We start from the raw sequence: 19,681 nt of genomic DNA, 5'->3' as shown, positions 1-19,681 counted from the left end.
ATGGTCCCGCTCACAGGAGTCCCACGGCCGTGTCGACCGCACCCGCCACGTCCCCGTCGGCGGGGTAGAGCAGCGACCGCCCGACCACCAGCCCCTGGACGGTCGGCAGCCGCAGCGCGCCGCGCCATCTCTCGTACGCCGTGTCCGGGTCTCCGGCGACCTCCCCGCCGAGCAGCACGGCGGGGAGGGTGGAGGCGCGCATCACCCGCTCCATGTCGTCGGGCTCGTCGGTGACGGGAACCTTGAGCCAGGTGTACGCGGACGTGCCGCCCAGGCCGGAGGCGATGGCGATGGAGGTGGTGACGGCGGTGGCGCCCAGGTCGGTGCGGAGCCCGTTACGGGTGCGGTGGCAGAGGAACGGCTCGATGAAGACCGGGAGCCGGAGCGCGGCCATCTCGTCCACCGTCCGCGCGGCGGTGTGCAGGGTGTCCAGGGAGCCCGGGTCGTCGTGGTCGATCCTCAGCAGGAGTTTGCCCGCGTCGTAGCCGTGGCGGGCGAGGTCGGCGGGGCGATGGCCGGTGAAGCGGTCGTCGAGCTCGAAGGCGGCTCCCGCGAGTCCACCGCGGTTCATGGAACCGAGGACCACCTTTCCCTCCAGCGCGCCGAGGAGCAGCAGGTCCTCCAGGACGTCGGCGCCCGCGAGCACCCCGTCGACGCCGGGACGGGCGAGGGCGACGCAGAGGCGCTCCAGCAGATCGAAGCGGTCGGCCATGGCCAGGTCGTCGTCGCCGACTGCGAGGGCGCCTCGTGCGGGGTGATCCGCCGCGATGATCATCAGGCGTCCTGTGGGGCCGACGAGCGGGCGTCTGCGGCGGCCGGCGGCGGCCTCGGCGACGGCCTCGGGGTGGTGGGCTCGGAGACGGACGAGATCGGCGGGGCCTGCTGCGGCGGGCCGGGTCACGGGGTGGTTCCCGCGGCGGCGCCGACCGCCCCGGCGGCGAGGGCCTGTTCGACCTCGTGCGGGAACGGCATCGCGGACGAACAGGCGAGGCGGGAGGCGACGATGGCTCCGGCCGCGTTGGCGTAGCGCATGACGTGCTCCGTGTCCCAGCCGTTCAGGAGCCCGTGGCAGAGGGCGCCGCCGAAGGCGTCCCCGGCGCCCAGCCCGTTGACGACGTCGACGGGGAGGGGCGGGATCTCGGCGACGGCGCCGTCCCTGTGGGCGGCGAGCACGCCGGCCGGTCCCTGTTTGACGACGGCGAGTTCGGGGCCGGCGGCGAGGAGGGCGCGTGCGGCCGCGTGGGGCTCGCGTTCACCGGTGGCGATCTCGCACTCGTCGAGGTTGCCGACGGCGACCGTGGCGTGGGCGAGCGCCTCGCGGTAGTGGGCGCGGGCGGCGTCCTCGTGCCCGTCCCTCCCCTCGTGCCCGTCCTTCCCCTCGCGCCCGTCCTTCGCCTCGCCCCAGAACATGGGCCGCCAGTCGAGGTCGAAGACGGTGGCGAGTGGAGGCCCGGGGATGTCCTGTGCCGTCGCGGAGGCCACTGCCGCGCTGCGGGCCCGGAGGGCTGTGAGGGTCGCGGTGCGGCTCGGTTCGGCGCACAGACCGGTGCCGGTCATCCAGAAGACCCGGGCGGCCCGCACCGCTTCCAGGTCGAGTTCCTCCGCGTGGATCTCAAGGTCGGGCGCCTTGGGCTGCCGGTAGAAGTAGAGCGGGAAGTGGTCGGGCGGGAAGATCTCGCAGAAGGTGACCGGGGTCGGATACGCGGCGACGGCACTCACCCAGCGGTCGTCCACCCCGAACTCCCCCAGCGCCTGGTGGAGGTAGTCGCCGAAGCCGTCCCTGCCGGTCCGGGTGATCACAGCCGTGCGCCGCCCCAGTCTGGCGGCGGCCACCGCCACGTTGGACGGTGAGCCGCCGAGGAACTTCCCGAAGGTCTCGACCCGGGCCAGCGGTACACCGGTCTGAAGCGGGTAGATGTCCACCCCGATCCGCCCCATGGTGATCACGTCGTACGGCTCAGGCATACGCATCCCTTCGACCCGGTGTTCCGGCCAGGCGCATCGCCCCGGGAGCCGGCCACGGCCGGACGGCCGCTCCCAGGTCTAGCCCTCACCCGGAACCCTGTCAACACTTTGTCCGGACATTCGGACGAACTCTTGACACTCCCTCCGGAGGGCTGGAGTGTGGGCGATATGACCTCCTCCGTACCTTCTCCGGCCCGCATCCGCATCGGTTCGGCACCCGATTCGTGGGGCGTGTGGTTTCCCGACGATCCGCGGCAGGTGCCCTGGGAGCGATTCCTCGACGAGGTCTCCGAGGCGGGCTACGAATGGATCGAGCTCGGCCCCTACGGCTATCTGCCGACCGACCCCGCCCGGCTCGCGGACGAGACCGCCCGCCGGAACCTCGCCGTCTCCGCGGGCACCGTCTTCACCGGATTGCACCACGGCCCCTCGGTCTGGGACCGGACCTGGGAGCATGTCGCGGGCATCGCGGCACTCACCCGGGCGATGGGCGCCGGGTATCTGGTGGTCATCCCGTCGTTCTGGCGGGACGACAAGACGGGCGACGTACTGGAGGACCGCACGCTCACCGCGGAGCAGTGGCGTGACCTCACCACGCAGACGGAACGCCTGGCCCACGAGGTGCGGGACCGGTACGGACTGCGGATCGTGGTGCACCCGCACGCGGACACGCACATCGACAGCGAGGAGAACGTCAACCGCTTCCTCGACGCCACCGACCCGGACCTCGTCTCCCTCTGCCTCGACACCGGGCACTACGCGTACTGCGGCGGGGACAGTGTGAAGCTCATCAGGACCTACGGGGAACGGATCGGCTATCTGCACCTCAAGCAGGTCGACCCGGTGGTGCTCGCCGATGTCGTGGCGAACGAGGTGCCGTTCGGACCGGCCGTCGCACGCGGTGTGATGTGTGAGCCGCCGGGCGGGGTGCCCCCGCTGGAACCCGTGCTGGATGCCGCGCGCGCCCTGGGCACCGACCTCTTCGCCATCGTCGAACAGGACATGTATCCGTGCCCGCCCGACAAACCGCTGCCCATCGCCCGCCGCACCCGCGAGTTCCTCCGCATCTGCGGGCCCGCGCGGCCGTCCTCCTGACTCCCCCGGCTCCCCTGGCTCACTTCTGCCTCAGCAGTCACTCCTCCGTCACGTATGTCCGCGTTCCGCTGAGCGTGTGTCACGGGCTCGCGACGCCCCCTGCCCGGCCGGGGCCCCTCTCGTTCACCGGAACAGAGGCGCACGGACGTACAGAGAGGTGTCATTCATGACGGACAGAACACTCTGGTCGTACAAGGACATTGCGGAGCACATCGGCGTGCAGCCGGACACCATCCGTTCGTACCGCAAGCACGGGCTCCTCCCACCTCCCGACGACGTCCGGAACGGGAAGCCGCACTGGTACGTGGACACCGTCCTCGCGTGGATCGCGTCCAGGCCCAGCAACAGGGGCCGTTGAGCCCGGCTGCCCCTGGAGCTCAGGCCCCCTTCGCCGGCTCGATGACGGTGACGCCCGCTCCGGGCGTGGTGCCCATCGCGGCGAGGGCCGCGGGGGCGGCGTCCAGAGTGATGGTGGACGTCACCAGCAGATCGGGGCGCAGGCTTCCGGCCCGGACCATGTCCATCATCGGCGGGTAGGCGTGCGCGGCCATGCCGTGGCTGCCGAGGATCTCCAGCTCCAGGCCGATCACCCGCGCCATAGGCACGACCGGGTCCCCGGCCGCCGACGGCAGCAGTCCGACCTGGACATGGCGGCCCTGCCGCCGCAGGCTCCGCACCGACGCGGCGCAGGTGACCGGGGAGCCCAGCGCGTCGAGCGACAGCTGCGCCCCGCCACCCGTCAGCTCGCGTACGGCCTCGTCCGCGCCGGCAGGGTGCTCGGAAGCGTCCACGCACGCGGCCGCGCCGAACGCCCTCGCCAGCTCAAGGGCCTGCCGGGAGACGTCCACCGCGACGACCCTGGCTCCGCAGGCCACCGCGATCATCACGGCCGACAGCCCGACCCCGCCGCAGCCGTGCACGGCGACCCACTCTCCCGGGGCCACCCGCCCCTGCCCCACGACGGCGCGGAACGCCGTGGCGAACCGGCAGCCGAGTCCCGCCGCCGTGGCGGACGACAGCCCGTCGGGCACCGCGACCAGATTGACGTCGGCCTGCTCCAGCGCCACGTACTCGGCGAAGGAGCCCCAGTGGGTGAAACCGGGCTGGGTCTGCCGTTCACAGACCTGCTGGGCGCCGGCCGCGCAGGAGGCGCACCGGCCGCAGGCGCAGACGAAAGGCACCGTGACCCGGTCACCGGTCCGCCAGTTGTGGACGTCGGGGCCCACCGCCTCGACCACTCCGGCCAGTTCGTGCCCAGGGACATGCGGGAGGGTGATGTCCGGGTCGTGGCCCATCCAGCCGTGCCAGTCACTCCTGCACAGCCCGGTGGTCTCGACCCTGACCACGACTCCCCCGGCCGAGGGCGCGGGGTCCGGGAGATCCCGGACCCGGGCCTCCTGCCCGAACTCCTCGAACACCACTGCCCGCATCCGCCCCGCCTCCCGTGATCAGACTCGCACCGTCCGGCTCTTCGGTCCGTCCCCGTGGCCCGGCTCGCACCGTCCGGAGTCCCTGAGCAGGCTCGCACCGTCCGGAGTCCCTGAGCAGGCTCGCACCGTCCGGAGTCCCTGAGCAGGCTCGCGCCGTCCGGCACTTCGGTCCGCCCCCGTGGCCCGGCTCGCGCCGTCCGGATTCCCTGGTCCGGCGAATCTACGCCCCAGCCGTGATCTTGTCCCGCTCCCGGTCGGCGTCCTCGGGTATCGCTCCGTCGCCCCGGGAACCGGCCGGTTCCCGCTCCCCCTCGCTCAGCCCGAACCGCTGGTGGAAGGCGCGCAGCGGTGCGGGCGCCCACCAGGTGACCCGGCCCGTCAGCTTCATCACGGCCGGCACCAGCAGGCTGCGCACCACCATGGCATCCATCAGGACGGCCAGCGCGATCCCGAGTCCCAGCATCTTCGTGTTGGTCACGCGCGAGGTGCCGATAGCCACCATCACGACCGCCAGGATCACCGCGGCCGCGGTGATCAGTCCGCCGGTTCGGCGCAGCCCGAACGTGACCGAGTGCTCGTGGTCGCCGGTCCGGTCGTACTCCTCCTTGATCCGGGAGAGCAGGAACACGCCGTAGTCCATGGAGAGCCCGAAGGCCACGCAGAACATCAGTACGGGCAGGGTCGTCTCTATGTCACCTGTGCTCGTGAAGGAGAGGAGACCTGACAGATTCCCGTCCTGGAAGACCCAGACCACCGCGCCGAACATCGCCGTCAGACTGAGTGCGTTCAGGACGACGGCCTGGAGCGGTATCAGGACACTGCCCGTCAGCAGGAAGACCAGGAGCAGCGTCACCACGACGATGATTCCCACCGCCCAGGGCAGCCGGTCCGCTATGGCCTCCTTGGAGTCGACCAGGACGGCCGCCGCCCCGGTGACCGAGGTGTCGAAGGGAGCCGGTTCGGCGCGCAGTTCGCGGACCAGATCCTGCGCCCCCTGCCCCACGGCCTCCCCTTCGGGCAGGACGGAGTAGAACGCGACCCCGTCCCCCATGCCAGGACCGTCGACCCCGCGCACTCCGGGGAGTGCGGCGATCCGCTCCCTGAAAGCGGTGTACTGGCCGGCTCTCGCCGCACCTTCGGCGAGCACTTCGAGTCCGCCGCCGGGACTGCCGGGGAAGCCTTCCCGTATGTGCTCCTGGACGACGCGGGACTCGGCCGTGGCCGGCAGCTGCCGGTCGTCCGCCGTGCCGAACTTCACCCCGAGGAAGGGGAGCCCCAGGAGCACGAGGCCGACCGTGGTGACGACGGCGAACACAGGCGCCCTGCGCATCACCAACACCGCGAAGCGGGCCCACCCACTGCCCTGACCAGCACCCTGCCCCTCGGCCGGCATCGCTTCGGAGGCCGCCCCGGAGGGCGCTGCCCCGCGTCGGCGCAGCAGTCGGCGCAGGTCCAGGGAGTTCACCCGCGGGCCGAGCAGCATCAGCGCGGCCGGCAGCAGGATCAGGGCAGCGGCGGCGGCCAGCAGCACCACGGCGATGCCCGCGTAGGCGAAGGACCGCAGGAAGTACTGGGGGAACACCATCATCGCGGCCAGGGACACCGCCACCGTCAGTGCGGAGAAGAGCACGGTGCGCCCCGCCGTGCGCAGGGTCGTGCCGATCGCCACCCGGGTCTCCGCCCCGGCGGCGAGCTCCTCCCGGAACCGGCGCACGATGAACAGGGCGTAGTCGATGGCGAGCCCGAGGCCCAGCGCTGTGGTGAGGTTCTGGGCGAAGACCGAGACATCGGTGAATTCGGTGATGCCGCGCAGCACCGCGTTGGTGCCGAGTATCGCGACGATTCCGACGGCGAGCGGCAGCAGAGCGGCGATCGCGCTGCCGAAGACCATGACCAGGAGCACCAGGGTCACCGGCAGGGCGATGAGCTCGGCCCGCAGGAGATCCTCCTGGATGATGCTCTGCATCTCGTGCCGCACGGCGACGGGGCCCCCGACGGAGACCTCCACCGGGCCGTGCGTGCCCGCGTAGACGGGAGCTATCCGGTCGAGGACGTCCCCGGCGCCCTTCTCGTCACCTCCGATCCGGGCCGCGACCAGCGCTTCATGCCCGTCCTCGGAGCGCAGAGCGGGGGACTTCGCCTGCCAGTACGAGCCGACGCCCGTGATGCCGGGCTCCGCGGACAGCCGCTCGACGAGCCGGGCCGCCTCGGCGGCCACCGCGGGATCGTCGACCGGGGCACTGCCGCTGTCGACGAGCAGCAGGAGATTGGGCTGCGAGTCGGGGAACTCCCGCTGCAGCACCTGGGTCGTGTACGTCGACTCGGCGTCGGGCGCCTCCCAGCCGCCACTGCCCATCCGGTCGGCCACTCCGCCGCCCGCGAACACGGCGAGCGCGGTGACCAACAGGGCGGCCAGCAGGGCGAGCCGCGGCCGCGCGGTCACGAAACGCGTCCATCCCCCGACGCGCTCCGCGCTGTTGACTTCGGACATGGTGCGGTGCCCCCTCCGCCGGGACCCGGGCAGCGCAAGGCAGCATGGGCCGGCCATCGCCACGTACACTTGGAAACACGAGCAACCGCTCGTGTTTCATCAGAATGCGAGTGACCTCTCGCATGTGTCAACCGCGTCTTGAAAGCTGGGGATCGACCGTGCCGGAGGACAGAGCAGAGGAGTCCGCCGTGACCGCGCGGAGCGGCAGCCGTACGGAGGAGGCCCCGGACGCGGGGAGCGGCACGGCCGGCAGGCCGCGCCGCCGGCAGGCGCGCGGCGAGGCCCGTATCGCCCAGCTGCTCGAAGCCGCCGCCGACGTCTTCTGCGCCAGCGGATACAACGGCGCCAGCACGAACGCCATCGCCCGCGAGGCGGGCGTCTCACCGGGGACGCTGTACCAGTTCTTCCCCAACAAGGAAGCGATCGCGATCGAGCTCGGCGAACGCCTCATGGACCGCTGGCGGGAGACGTACGGAGCGGCGTTCGTCGTCAGCCACGTCGAGCTGCCGCTCGAAAGGATGCTGGACGCGGTCCTCGACCCACTGATCGCCTTCAACTGCGAGAACCCGGCCTTCGCCGTCCTCACCCACGGATCCGAGATCCCCGGCGTGATCACCCGGGAGCACGACGCCCTGCACGCGACCATGCTCACCAGGACGGAACAGCTCCTCCGCACCTTCCTGCCGGAGCTCCCGGCGGACCGGGCGACCCGCACCGCCGAGATGTCCTTCGTCCTCTTCAAGGCCGGCCTCGACCTGGTCATGGCGCACGAGGGCGCCGAACGAGAGGCGTACATCCGCGAGTTGAAGACCGTGATGTACCGCTACCTGGAGCCCCTCGTGTGCGACACGCCCGACGGGGCACCGGCCGGGAGCACCGATACCCCCTAGGGGTATAATCGCTCGTACGGGTAGGCGCACCGGGCTCCCCGGCGCCCTGGCGCCGCATCCGCACCACCTACACGCGCCCGCGAAGAGGAGAACGCCATGACCGCCGAAACCGACACGCCCCGGACCGCAGGCTCCTGCTGCTCGTCCACCGGCTCCCGTAACGACTCGGCCGCCGACGTCCAGGTGGGCGGCGTCACCGCGGTGTACGAGGTCAAGGGCATGACCTGCGGTCACTGCGAGGGAGCCGTCTCCGAGGAGCTCTCCGGGCTCGACGGGGTCACCTCGGTGAAGGCGGAGGCCGCCACCGGTCTGGTGACCGTCGCCTCCGCGGCACCACTGACCGACGACGCCGTACGGGCCGCCGTCGACGAGGCGGGCTACGAGCTCGTCGGCCGCGCCTGACACCGGCCGCATCGGGGCGTACGGCATCAGGACCGGCGGCGCCCACGGCCTGAGTGGAGTCACCACCGGCGGCGCCCACGGCCGGCCGCCGGCCGGGTCCGCCACCCGGGGCCGCCGCCCAGCCACCCGGTCCGCCGCCCGGGTCCGCCACATCACCACCGGACCGAGCCCGAGCCCCACCACCGGCCGGAGGCACCGTCCCGCCGTCTCACCCCGCGCGCGCCGGGCCGACTACCCGTCCGCCGTCCCACCCCGGACCGGAGCCCGCCCCCGCTCCGTCTTCCGCCGGGCCGGTCCGTCGCCGTTGAAGCGGATACTGGTGGGGAAACGGCCCGACTGCTCGACCCAGGAGTCCGCACACATGGCCAGCACCACGGCAGCCGAGGCGGCCCCGGCGACGGAGGCGTCCGCCGCCGAGCTCACGATCGGCGGGATGACCTGCGCCTCGTGCGCGGCCCGCGTCGAGAAGAAGCTCAACCGGATGGACGGGGTCACCGCCACCGTCAACTACGCGACCGAGAAGGCCCGTGTCTCCTACGGGGCCGGAACCACGATCGAGGACCTCGTCGCCACCGTCGAGAAGACCGGCTACACGGCCCTGCCCGTAGCCCGGCCCGCGCCCGCGTCGCCCCCCGTGGGCGAGGGCCCTCCGCCCGCCGACGCCGCGGGGCGGGACGGCGACGGCCTCCGCGAGGCGGACGGCGACGACGAGGCCGACGACCCCCGCGACGCGGCCGAGCGCACCGCCGACGAGTCCCTCGCCGCGCTGCGGCAGCGCCTCCTGGTCTCGGCGGTGCTCGCCGTACCGGTGATCCTGATGGCCATGATCCCCGCCCTCCAGTTCGACAACTGGCAGTGGCTCTCCCTCACGCTCGCGGCCCCCGTCGTCATCTGGGGCGGACTCCCCTTCCACCGGGCCGCCTGGGCGAACCTGCGACACGGCGCCGCGACGATGGACACCCTGGTCTCCATCGGCACGCTGGCGGCCTTCTGCTGGTCGGTGTGGGCCCTGTTCCTCGGCGACGCGGGCGCCCCCGGGATGCGGCACGGCTTCGAGGTCGCCGCCTCCCGGTCCGCCCCCGCCTCCGCCATCTACCTGGAGGTGGCGGCCGGGGTGGTCGCCTTCATCCTGCTCGGCCGCTACCTGGAGGCCCGGGCGAAGCGGAAGGCCGGCTCCGCCCTGCGGGCGCTGCTCCGTCTCGGCGCGAAGGACGTCACGGTCCTCCGCCCGCACGCGGCGCCCGGCCACGACCCCGCGGCACCCCGCCGGGAAGCGGCGGAGCAGGTGGAGCAGGTGGAGCTACGCATCCCCGTCGGCCGGCTCCTCGTGGGCGACCGCTTCGTCGTGCGGCCCGGCGAGAAGGTCGCCACCGACGGCACCGTCGTCGAGGGCCGTTCGGCCGTCGACACCTCCATGCTCACCGGGGAGTCCCTCCCTGTGGACACCGCCCCGGGCGACACGGTCACCGGCGCCACCCTCAACGTGTCCGGACGGCTGGTAGTCGAGGCGACCCGCGTGGGGTCCGACACCCAACTGGCGCGGATCGCCGCCCTCGTCGAGGACGCCCAGAGCGGCAAGGCCGCCGCTCAGCGCCTCGCGGACCGGGTCTCAGCGGTCTTCGTCCCCGTGGTGCTGCTGATCGCCCTGGGGACGCTGGTCGGCCAGCTGCTCGCCACCGACGAGATCACGGCCTCGTTCACCGCCGCCGTGGCCGTACTGATCATCGCCTGCCCCTGCGCCCTGGGCCTCGCGACACCCACCGCCCTCATGGCCGGCACCGGGCGCGGCGCCCAGCTCGGCATCCTCATCAAGGGCCCCGAAGTCCTGGAGACGGTCCGGAGGATCGACACGGTCGTCCTCGACAAGACCGGCACGGTCACCAGCGGCCGCATGACGCTCGGGCGTGTCCACACCGCGCCCGGCACGGCCGAGTCCGACGTGCTGCGCCTCGCGGGCGCCCTGGAGCACGCCTCCGCACATCCCGTGGCCCGTGCGGTCGCCGCCGGAGCGGCCGCCCGCACGGACGAGACGCTGCCCGCACCGGTGGACTTCACGGACGTCCCCGGTCTCGGGGTACGCGGCACGGTCGAGGGGCACCACGTGGTGGCCGGCAGGCCGCGGCTCCTCACCGATGCCGGGATCGCCCTTCCGCCCTCCCTGGCCGACGCGCTGGCCGAGGCGGCGGGCGAGGGCCGCACGACGGTCGTCGTGGCCTGGGACGGCGTGGCCAGGGGCGTGCTGGAGGTGGCCGACACGGTGAAGGAGACCAGCGCGGAGGCCGTCTCGGAGCTCCGCGCGCTGGGCCTCGAACCGATCCTGCTGACCGGCGACAACCGGGCGGCGGCGGACTCCGTGGCTCACGCCGTGGGGATCGACGAGGTCCACGCGGAGGTCCTGCCGGAGGGAAAGGCCGAGGTCGTCCGGCGTCTCCAGGCCGAGGGTCGGTCCGTCGCCATGGTCGGCGACGGAGTCAACGACGCGGCGGCGCTCGCCGTGGCCGATCTGGGCCTCGCGATGGGCACCGGGGCCGACGCGGCGATCGAAGCGAGCGACCTCACACTGATTCGTGGAGATCTTAAGGTTGCCGCTCACGCCATCCGCCTGTCGAGGCGTACTCTGTCCACCATCAGAAGCAACCTCTTCTGGGCCTTCGGCTACAACGTGGCCGCACTGCCTTTGGCTGCGTTCGGGCTGCTCAGCCCCATGATCGCGGGTGCGGCGATGGCGTTCTCGTCGGTCTTCGTCGTGACGAACAGCCTGAGGTTGCGCTCCTTCACATAATTTCTACAAAGAGACTTAGATCACACCGATTTGAGGGTAACCATCTGATGGGTTGGTGAGTCTAAGAGTGCGATGCCAAGGATGTCTTGGGGGACGTCCGATGGAGTGTCTTGGGGGACGCTCCATGGCAAGTGTTGGCCGGGGCGCGTGCACCGGGGAGCTTTGAGCGGCCCTCCCGTGCGTACGTACCCCGGCGGCCCGCACAGCAGGACCGAACTGAATACGCACCACCGGAAAAAATAACGGGAGTTCAGGCTCCCTTCAGACGCCCGGCCGGATCCCGTGGGGGGAATCCGCTCCGGGATATGGGAAACGCCCTGTCCGTCGACCCGTGGGGGGATCGACGGCGGGGCGTTTCTCGCATGTACGGGCGGCCACCGCCGCGACCGGACCCCGCCTCTCTACGGGCGGAGGCGCCCCGGACTCCGGGACCTCTCCTGCGGGCGGAGGCACCCCGACGGACGCCGGGGCCTCTCCTACGGGCGGAGGCACCCCCCGGACGCGGGGAGCGCCCGTCGGCCCGTCCAAGGGGCCTGAACGCCGAATCGCCCCGGACACCGCACTCGGACTGTACGAGCGCGGTACGCGGGGCGAAGATGCCCGGCCGGATCGGCCGGGGTGCAGCAGCGGTGCTACGGGCGTCAGCGGCCCTCGACCGGGACGAAGTCGCGCAGGACCTCGCCGGTGTAGATCTGGCGCGGGCGGCCGATGCGCGATCCCGGCTCCTTGATCATCTCGTGCCACTGGGCGATCCAGCCGGGGAGGCGGCCGAGCGCGAACAGCACGGTGAACATCTCGGTCGGGAAGCCCATGGCGCGGTAGATCAGGCCCGTGTAGAAGTCCACGTTGGGGTAGAGGTTGCGCGAGACGAAGTACTCGTCGTTGAGCGCGTGCTCCTCCAGCTTGAGCGCGATGTCGAGCAGCTCGTCGGACTTGCCGAGCGAGGACAGCACGTCGTGGGCGGCAGCCTTGATGATCTTGGCGCGCGGGTCGAACGACTTGTACACCCGGTGGCCGAAGCCCATCAGGCGGACGCCGTCCTCCTTGTTCTTCACCTTCTGGATGAAGGAGTCGACATCGCCGCCGTTGGCCTGGATGCCCTCGAGCATCTCCAGGACCGACTGGTTGGCGCCACCGTGCAGCGGACCCCACAGGGCCGAGATGCCGGCGGAGATCGAGGCGAACATGTTCGCCTGCGACGAGCCGACCAGACGCACGGTGGAGGTCGAACAGTTCTGCTCGTGGTCCGCGTGCAGGATGAGCAGCTTCTCGAGCGCCGAGACGACGACCGGGTCCGGCACGTACTCCTGGGCCGGCACGGAGAACGTCATGCGCAGGAAGTTCTCGACGTAACCGAGGTCGTTGCGCGGGTAGACGAACGGGTGACCGATCGACTTCTTGTACGCGTACGCCGCGATCGTCGGGAGCTTGGCCAGCAGCCGGATCGTCGAGAGGTGACGCTGCTCCTCGTCGAACGGGTTGTGGCTGTCCTGGTAGAAGGTGGACAGGGCGCTGACGACCGAGGACAGCATGGCCATCGGGTGGGCGTCGCGCGGGAAGCCGTCGAAGAAGCGCTTGACGTCCTCGTGCAGCAGCGTGTGCTGGGTGATCTCGTTCTTGAAGGCCGACAGCTCGTCGACCTTGGGAAGGTCACCGTTGATCAGCGTGTAGGCGACCTCGAGGAACGTCGAGCTCTCCGCGAGCTGCTCGATCGGGTAGCCGCGGTACCGCAGGATGCCCTGCTCGCCGTCGAGGTAGGTGATGGCGGATTTATACGCGGCTGTGTTGCCGTATCCGCTGTCCAGCGTGACCAGGCCCGTGTTGGCCCGGAGCTTCCCGATATCGAAGCCCTTGTCGCCGACGGTGCTGTCGATCACCGGGTAGGTGTACTCGTCATCGCCGTACCGCAGTACTACAGCGTTGTTGGTGTGCTCGCTCACGTCATCCCTCACCGACGTAGTGCCTCTTCTTCGAGGTGCCCTGACTGTCTCCACCCTCCCCCATTTGGCTCAGGAGAGTGCACTCGGGGTCGTCCATTGGACCTACTGGCGGCACTGAGTGCCGTCAACTTTCTCATCCTGCCCCCTGGACCCCGGTTCCGGAAGGGCTCAGTGATGTTTCCCACCGTTTTGATCGATCATTTTTCCGGGAGACCTTCGGCCGCGCCGCCCCGGAGCCGGAAATCCAGCCCCGTACAGCGTCTGCCTGCGGAAACCGTACGGACCGCCTGCCCGATGGCCTTGCGTGAACCGACCAGTACGACGAGCTTCTTCGCCCTGGTCACGGCGGTGTAGAGCAGGTTCCTCTGGAGCATCATCCAGGCACTGGTGGTGACGGGGATGACGACCGCCGGGTACTCGCTCCCCTGGGAGCGGTGGATGGTCATCGCGTAGGCATGGGCCAGTTCGTCCAGTTCGTCGAAGTCGTAGACGATCTCCTCGTCCTCGTCGGTCAGGACCGTCAGCTTCTGTTCGTCCGGGTCGAGAGCGGTGACGACACCGACCGTACCGTTGAATACCCCGTTCTCACCCTTGTCATAGTTGTTCCTGATCTGGGTCACTTTGTCACCCACCCGGAAGACACGGCCGCCGAACCGCTTCTCCGGCAGTCCGGGCCGCCCCGGGGTGATGGCCTGCTGGAGCAGCCCGTTGAGATGGCCGGCACCCGCCGGGCCGCGGTGCATCGGAGCGAGAACCTGCACGTCACGGCGGGGGTTCAGACCGAACTTGGCGGGGATCCGCCGAGCCGCGACATCCACGGCGAGCACCCCCGCGTCCTCCGTCTCGTCCTCCACGAAGAGGAAGAAGTCGTCCAGCCCGTCGGTCAGCGGCGGCACTCCGGAGTTGATCCGGTGGGCGTTGGTGACGACACCGGACTTCTGCGCCTGACGGAAGACCGTGGTCAGCCGCACCGCGGGAACCGGTCCGCCCTCGGCGAGCAGATCCCTCAGCACCTCCCCGGCGCCGACCGAGGGCAGCTGGTCCACATCGCCGACCAGCAGGAGGTGGGCACCGGGTGCCACCGCCTTGATCAGCTTGTTGGCGAGCAGCAGATCGAGCATCGAGGCCTCGTCGACGACGACCAGATCGGCATCCAGCGGCCGGTCGCGGTCGTACGCGGCGTCCCCGCCGGGCTTCAGCTCCAGCAGCCGGTGCACCGTGGACGCCTCGGCGCCGGTCAGCTCCGAGAGCCGTTTCGCGGCCCGCCCGGTGGGAGCCGCCAGCACCACCTTGGCGTTCCGGGCACGGGCCAGCTCGATCACGGACCGTACGGTGAACGACTTCCCGCAGCCGGGGCCTCCGGTGAGGACGGCGACCTTCCTGCTGAGCGCGAGCCGGACGGCCGCCTCCTGCTCGGGGGCGAGCGTCGCCCCCGTACGCCGCGCGAGCCAGGCCAGCGCCTTGTCCCAGTCGACGTCCTGGAAGGCCGGCATACGGTCCTCCGGCGTGCGCAGCAGTCGCTGCACCTGCGCGGCCAGGGAGATCTCGGCGCGGTGGAAGGGGACCAGGTACACGGCGGTGACCAGCTGCCCGTCCTCAGGACCCGGCACCTTCTCCCGGACGACGCCCTCGGGGTCCTCGGCGAGTTCGGCCAGGCAGTCGATGACGAGCCCGGTGTCGACCTGGAGCAGCTTCACCCCGTCGGCGATCAGCCGCTCCTCGGGCAGGAAGCAGTGCCCCTGGTCCGTGGACTGCGACAGGGCGTACTGGAGTCCGGCCTTGACCCGCTCGGGGCTGTCGTGCGGGATGCCGACGGCTTGGGCGATGCGGTCGGCGGTGAGGAACCCGATGCCCCAGACGTCTGCTGCCAGCCGGTAGGGCTGGTTCTTCACGACGGAGATCGAGGCGTCCTCGTACTTCTTGTAGATGCGGACCGCGATGGAGGTGGAGACGCCCACGGTCTGGAGGAAGACCATGACCTCCTTGATCGCCTTCTGCTCCTCCCAGGCGGCCGCGATCATCTTCGTCCGCTTCGGACCGAGGCCCGGGACCTCGACCAGCCGCTTCGGTTGCTGCTCGATGATGTCGAGGGTGTCGACGCCGAAGTGGGTGGTGATGCGGTCGGCCATGACCGGCCCGATGCCCTTGATCAGGCCCGAGCCGAGATAGCGGCGGATGCCCTGGATGGTCGCCGGAAGGATCGTCGTGTAGTTGTCGACCTGGAACTGCTTGCCGAACTGCGAGTGCGAGGCCCAACGCCCCTCCATCCGCAGGGACTCGCCGGGCTGGGCACCGAGCAGCGCCCCGACGACGGTGAGCAGATCACCCGCACCCCGTCCGGTGTCGACACGGGCGACGGTGTAGCCGTTCTCCTCGTTGGCGTAGGTGATCCGCTCCAGTACGCCGGTCAATTCACAAACGCCTTCGCGGCTGCCCCGCTTGGCGTCAGCTCCCCTGCTGGGCACCGCCCCACCTGCTCATCCGGAATCCGCTGTCCCAGGGAGGCTATCGCCCGCCGCCGACACCACGGACGGAGTCGTCGGACCGCACAGGTCCGGCAGCCACGGAGCCACCACGGCTCCGGGACGACCCGCGGCACACCGTGAAAGGCTGACGGGCATGTTCGGACGGGCCGAGAATCCAGAACTGTGGTCGTTCCTGGAGTCACTGCGCCAGGACGAGATCCTCTCCGGCACAGTCGCGGCGATCGAACCGTTCGGGGTGTTCGTCGCGCTGGACGACGGCCCGGATCACCCGGTCTTCCCCGGCGTCGGGTTCATCACGACCCCGGAACTGTCCTGGCGGAGATCCGAAGCGGTCCCGGACGTCGTCCGGGTCGGTCTGCGCGTCACGTGCGTGTTCCTCCAGTTCGACACGTGGAACGCGGAGGCCAGGCTGTCCTTGCGGGCAGCGCGACCGGACCCGTTCCAGGCATTCGCCGACCGCACAGTGGAGCCCACCAGTCGGATCATCGTCGCTCTGGACTTCGACAACCGCCGAGCGGCTGACGAAGTCGTCGGTCTGCTCGGTGAGGAGTGCCGTTTCTACAAGGTCGGGATGGAGTTGCTCACGGCGGCCGGGCCGGACCTGATCGAGCACCTCGTGGCCGAGGGCAAGGAGGTCTTCCTGGACCTGAAGCTCTTCGAGATCCCGAACTCCGTCGCCGGCGCCGTCCGCGCCGCCGGCGCCCTGGGCGTCTCCATGGTGACCGTCCACAGTATGGGCGGCACCGGCATCCTGGCCGCCGCTGTTGCAGCGGCCCGCGACTTTCCGCAGCTTCGGGTGCTGGCCCTGACCGTCGTCACCAGCATGACGAGCTCCGATCTCGCTGACATCGGCGTCACCGGCTCGACCGAGGAGCAGGTGCTGCGGCTGGCCCGGCTGGCGAAAGGCGCTGGTTGCCACGGGGTGATCGCGTCGCCGCAGGAAGCCGGTCCACTGCGTGGTGTGTTGGGAGCCGGCAGTCTGATCGTCACGCCGGGAGTCGCGCTCCCTGGCGAGTCTCCCGGCGAACACGCCCGGACCGGCACCCCGCGTGCTGCCGTTGCCGCTGGTGCGTCTCATGTCGTCGTGGGCCGGACGGTCACCCGTGCCGAGGACCCGGCGGCCGCGTTCCGTCTCGTCCGCGCCGGTCTGGAGCTGTGAACGGAAACGACCGGCGGACGGGACGGTCAGGCCGCTGCCGGCGAGAGCGGCCGGGCGCCCCGGCTGATGCCCGTCCCATGCGGCCACGGGCTGGTTCTCCGCGTCGTACGGCGCCCTTGTCGCGGCGGCTGACGCACCGCTGAGTCGCCGACCCGAGTGAGCGGCCAGGCAGCAGGTGACCGCCTGGGGGCGGTGGCAGGTCGCCGGAGGCCGGTCGGGCAGGCCTGCCCCGGCCCGGTGAAACGTGCCGGCCGCCACCGGCACCGACGCCCGTACAGGCTCCGGTGGTCGGGCGGGCGGCGTGGTGCGGGCGCCCCTCACCACTCCCCCCGCCACGCGTGACTACTTCTGGGCGCGGGCCGCCGAGATCGCCTCGTCGATGAGCAACGTGTTCTCCTGGTTCGCGCTGTCTCCCAGCGCGAACCGGCTCCGGATGTGTGCGAACGCCAGCCCCTGGGCGGGACTCGCGAACGCCATGGCGCCGGCCGCGCCCCCATGGCCGAAGGCGTCCGGGCCCAGCACCGGGAAGCGTACGTCGAGGGCCTGGAAGCCCAGGGCGAAGCGGCTTTCGCCGCCGCCCACCAGGTCGACGCCCTCCGAGTGGACCCGGGTGAACGTCTCGACCGTGTCCGGGTCGAGCAGCGCGGGACTGCCGTCGAGGACGCCGATCACCGCCGCATAGGCGGCCGCCACTCCTCGGGCGGAGGCCACTCCACCCGCCGACCCCTGGCCGAGGGCACGTGTGCGACGGAAGTTCGGGAAGACGGAGAGGTCAGGCAGGTGGGCCGTACTGAAGGCTATGTCCACCAGCTTCCGCGGCTCCTCCTCGGGCTCCTCGGCGCCCGGTCCGGGCACCGCGGGCGTCACGGGCAGGTAGCGGGGCTCCAGCTCCTCGGGAAGCCCGAGGTAGAAGTCGACGTCGCGCGGGGCGCGGACACGCAGCTCCCACCAGTCCTGCAGACTCCGCCCGGTGGCCCTGCGGACCACCTCTCCCGTGAGGGCGGCGATGACGAGCCCGTGGTAGCCGAACCCTGTCCCGGGGGTCCAGTAAGGGGCCTGTGCGGCGAGGCGACCGGCCATGAGCGCGTCGTCGGCGAGTTCCTCGGTGGTGAAGACCTCGTCGACGCCGATCACGCCCGCCTGGTGGGCGAGCAGTTGCCGCAGCGTGATCCGCTCCTTGCCGGCCTGGCCGAACTCGGGCCAGTACGAGGACACCGTGCGGTCCAGTTCGAGCACACCGTCCTGGACGAGCAGGGCCACGACGATGTGCGCCGCGCCCTTGCTCACCGAGAACACGCCGGTCAGCGTGTCCCCGTCCACTCCGGGGCCGGCCCAGAGGTCCACGACGCGCATCCCGTCGGCGTGGACCGCCAACTGCTGCCCCGTCGGCTGGGGCTGCTCCCGCACCACGTGCGCGAAGGCCTCGCGCACCCCTTCGTATCCGGCGTGCACCTCTCCCCGCACCGTGCCCTCGCCGGTCTCGTGGTCGCTCGTCAACATGACTCTCTCCCTGCTCTGGATGACAGCGGAGGCGTGCTGACGCCCCCGCTCGCGCATCATCCGTCCCGCCGGGCGAGGACGCCAGCAAGATCCAGAACCCCTGCGCGGCTCCGGGCCGTCCCGTCCTCACCGTCTTCGGCGTCCACGGGGACGACGTCCGAGCGGCGCGGTGCCGTCGTCGCACCGTGGCACTCCGCGATCGCGCGCGGGAGGATCTCGCGCGCGGACTCGCCCGGCCGGCCGGCCGGGCACCCTGGAGGCTGACGTGGTCGGGCCGGTCCAGGAGCAGGATGGTCACTCGCGTCCGTCGGCCACGATCCCCTGGGCGTACGGGTTCTCCGGGGCGACTTCCTGGAGCACCTGGCCGGCCTCCTCCGACCTGCCCGTCCCGCACAGCAGCCGGAGGAGGACGTAGAGCGCGTCGACGTCGCCTCCTGCGGCACGGTGGCGCAGCGCCGCTTCCCTGCCCTGGTCGCGCAGGCCCCTGTTGAGCCTGCGTCGGGCGTGAACATCCGTGAGCGCGCGTTCGGTGAGTTCGGCGAAGCGTTGCGCACGCACGAGCAGGTCCATGTGCCAGAGATGGCTGTCGTGTTCCTCGGAATCGCCGTAACACCTTGCGTGGCCCGCGGTCAGGAGGACGGCCGTGTCCCAGTCCTCACGTTCCTCGGCAGCCCGTGCCTGCTCGAACCACTTCACGGGAGGAGTATCGCCGGTGGACCGCCTCGCGGGAAGCGGCCGGGAAACACACCTCGGCGCCGCGCCCAGCACCCCTCTCAGGCCCCTCGACGGGCCGTTCCGCGCCCTCCGGGCTCCCCCTGGCCCACCCCTGTCGCACCCCCGCAACCGCGTCCTGGCTCCCGGCGGGCACCTGGCCCTCAACTGCTTCGCCTCCGGCGCCATGGGCTCCGAACTGCCCGACGCGGAGCTCTACGGCACGGCCGAGCTGCACGGCGGACTCGCCTACACGCCGGAGTCCCTGCGCCAGATCTTCGCCGGGCTGGAGGAGGTGGAGCTGCACCGGATGCAGGACGAGCCGGACGAATCCCCCTGGTTCGGCAAGGACTTCCTCTGGAGCGTGCTGCTCAGGAAGCCGGAGGGTGCGGGTCCGCTCAGTCGATGACCGCGACGGCCTCCACCTCCACGAGGTGCTCGGGCACGTCGAGAGCGGCGACGCCCAGGAGTGTGCCCGGCGGGACCGGGGTGGCGCCCAGCTTCGCGGACGCCCGGGACACACCCCGCAGGAACAGAGGCATCTTGTCGGGGGTCCAGTCGACGATGTGGACCGTCAGTTTCACCACGTCGCCGAAAGAGGCACCGACCCCGGCGAGAGCGGTGGCGATGTTGAGGTAGCACTGCTCGACCTGCGCGGTCAGGTCGCCCTCGCCGACGGTGATGCCGTCGGCGTCCCAGGCGACCTGACCCGCCAGGAAGACGAGCTTCGAACCGGTCGCGACCGACACCTGGTGGTAGGCATCGATCTCCGGCAGTCCTTCTGGGTTGACCAGGGTGACGGCCATACTGCTCACCTTTCTCGTCGCGCA

At 71.0% G+C, this 19,681-nt stretch carries 16 protein-coding genes; 7 read left to right on the top strand and 9 right to left on the bottom strand.

The genetic code is table 11. From position 1 onward, the window contains the following. Positions 1–10 precede the first annotated feature (10 nt). Together ACIRJR_RS10645 and iolC are read right to left on the bottom strand one after the other, a co-directional pair. Complete coding sequence (locus tag ACIRJR_RS10645; RefSeq protein WP_403777024.1) at positions 11–901, bottom strand: deoxyribose-phosphate aldolase; 891 nt, start codon at positions 899–901, stop codon at positions 11–13. After that, positions 898–1,965, bottom strand: a complete 1,068-nt coding sequence (gene iolC / locus ACIRJR_RS10640; RefSeq protein WP_403777021.1) for a 5-dehydro-2-deoxygluconokinase — start codon at positions 1,963–1,965, stop codon at positions 898–900. The genes ACIRJR_RS10645 and iolC overlap by 4 nt, the downstream gene beginning before the upstream one ends. A gap of 168 nt (positions 1,966–2,133) precedes the next feature. Between iolC and ACIRJR_RS10635 the strand changes: the two genes are divergently transcribed. Both ACIRJR_RS10635 and ACIRJR_RS10630 read left to right on the top strand, forming a co-directional pair. Then, positions 2,134–3,060: a sugar phosphate isomerase/epimerase family protein gene (locus tag ACIRJR_RS10635; RefSeq protein ID WP_403777019.1), complete on the top strand. Its 927-nt coding sequence runs from the start codon at positions 2,134–2,136 to the stop codon at positions 3,058–3,060. A gap of 166 nt (positions 3,061–3,226) precedes the next feature. After that, the gene (locus ACIRJR_RS10630) at positions 3,227–3,418 is read left to right on the top strand and encodes a helix-turn-helix transcriptional regulator (protein ID WP_403777016.1); all 192 of its coding nucleotides are present in this window, start codon (positions 3,227–3,229) and stop codon (positions 3,416–3,418) included. Between the two features lie 19 nt (positions 3,419–3,437). Here ACIRJR_RS10630 and ACIRJR_RS10625 read toward each other — a convergent pair whose 3' ends face one another. After that, positions 3,438–4,490, bottom strand: a complete 1,053-nt coding sequence (locus tag ACIRJR_RS10625) for a zinc-dependent alcohol dehydrogenase family protein (RefSeq protein ID WP_403777013.1) — start codon at positions 4,488–4,490, stop codon at positions 3,438–3,440. 220 nt (positions 4,491–4,710) lie between these two features. After that, positions 4,711–6,981 carry an MMPL family transporter gene (locus ACIRJR_RS10620; RefSeq protein WP_403777010.1) on the bottom strand — a complete coding sequence of 757 codons (2,271 nt, stop codon included), beginning with the start codon at positions 6,979–6,981 and terminating at the stop codon, positions 4,711–4,713. A gap of 158 nt (positions 6,982–7,139) precedes the next feature. On the opposite strand from ACIRJR_RS10620, the gene ACIRJR_RS10615 reads away from it, so the two are divergent. The 3 genes from ACIRJR_RS10615 to ACIRJR_RS10605 all read left to right on the top strand — a co-directional run bounded on the left by ACIRJR_RS10615 (position 7,140) and on the right by ACIRJR_RS10605 (position 11,055). After that, a complete protein-coding gene (locus ACIRJR_RS10615) occupies positions 7,140–7,871 on the top strand; it encodes a TetR family transcriptional regulator (protein ID WP_403777007.1) in 732 nt (243 codons plus the stop codon). Positions 7,872–7,967: 96 nt separating this feature from the next. Continuing rightward, positions 7,968–8,273 (top strand): heavy-metal-associated domain-containing protein, encoded by a 306-nt coding sequence (locus tag ACIRJR_RS10610; protein WP_403777004.1) that lies wholly within the window; start codon positions 7,968–7,970, stop codon positions 8,271–8,273. Between the two features lie 361 nt (positions 8,274–8,634). After that, on the top strand, positions 8,635–11,055 hold the full coding sequence (locus tag ACIRJR_RS10605; RefSeq protein ID WP_403777001.1) for a heavy metal translocating P-type ATPase: 2,421 nt from the start codon (positions 8,635–8,637) through the stop codon (positions 11,053–11,055). A 641-nt stretch (positions 11,056–11,696) separates the two neighbouring features. On the opposite strand, the gene ACIRJR_RS10600 is transcribed toward ACIRJR_RS10605, so the two are convergent. Further along, positions 11,697–12,995 carry a citrate synthase gene (locus ACIRJR_RS10600; RefSeq protein WP_403776998.1) on the bottom strand — a complete coding sequence of 433 codons (1,299 nt, stop codon included), beginning with the start codon at positions 12,993–12,995 and terminating at the stop codon, positions 11,697–11,699. Positions 12,996–13,192: 197 nt separating this feature from the next. After that, a complete protein-coding gene (locus ACIRJR_RS10595) occupies positions 13,193–15,406 on the bottom strand; it encodes an ATP-dependent RecD-like DNA helicase (protein WP_403776995.1) in 2,214 nt (737 codons plus the stop codon). Between the two features lie 208 nt (positions 15,407–15,614). Here ACIRJR_RS10595 and pyrF point away from each other — a divergent pair, with 208 nt between their 5' ends. Beyond that, positions 15,615–16,640, top strand: coding sequence for an orotidine-5'-phosphate decarboxylase (gene pyrF, locus ACIRJR_RS10590; protein WP_403776992.1), 1,026 nt, complete (start codon positions 15,615–15,617; stop codon positions 16,638–16,640). Positions 16,641–16,982: 342 nt separating this feature from the next. On the opposite strand, the gene ACIRJR_RS10585 is transcribed toward pyrF, so the two are convergent. Continuing rightward, the gene (locus ACIRJR_RS10585) at positions 16,983–18,140 is read right to left on the bottom strand and encodes a serine hydrolase domain-containing protein (RefSeq protein WP_403776989.1); all 1,158 of its coding nucleotides are present in this window, start codon (positions 18,138–18,140) and stop codon (positions 16,983–16,985) included. Positions 18,141–18,434: 294 nt separating this feature from the next. After that, the gene (locus ACIRJR_RS10580; protein WP_403776986.1) at positions 18,435–18,836 is read right to left on the bottom strand and encodes a hypothetical protein; all 402 of its coding nucleotides are present in this window, start codon (positions 18,834–18,836) and stop codon (positions 18,435–18,437) included. 16 nt (positions 18,837–18,852) lie between these two features. Between ACIRJR_RS10580 and ACIRJR_RS10575 the strand changes: the two genes are divergently transcribed. Then, positions 18,853–19,260 (top strand): hypothetical protein, encoded by a 408-nt coding sequence (locus ACIRJR_RS10575; protein WP_403776983.1) that lies wholly within the window; start codon positions 18,853–18,855, stop codon positions 19,258–19,260. On the opposite strand, the gene ACIRJR_RS10570 is transcribed toward ACIRJR_RS10575, so the two are convergent. Next, positions 19,250–19,657 (bottom strand): RidA family protein, encoded by a 408-nt coding sequence (locus ACIRJR_RS10570; RefSeq protein ID WP_403776980.1) that lies wholly within the window; start codon positions 19,655–19,657, stop codon positions 19,250–19,252. The genes ACIRJR_RS10575 and ACIRJR_RS10570 overlap by 11 nt on opposite strands. Between the last annotated feature and the right edge of the window lie 24 nt (positions 19,658–19,681).

The sequence above is a fragment of the Streptomyces sp. NPDC102402 genome (genome assembly GCF_044765765.1).
In the GTDB taxonomy this organism is placed as follows: Bacteria; Actinomycetota; Actinomycetes; order Streptomycetales; family Streptomycetaceae; genus Streptomyces.
Note: the sequence above shows the minus strand (reverse complement) of the source record. Positions and strands in the feature narration are given on the sequence as shown.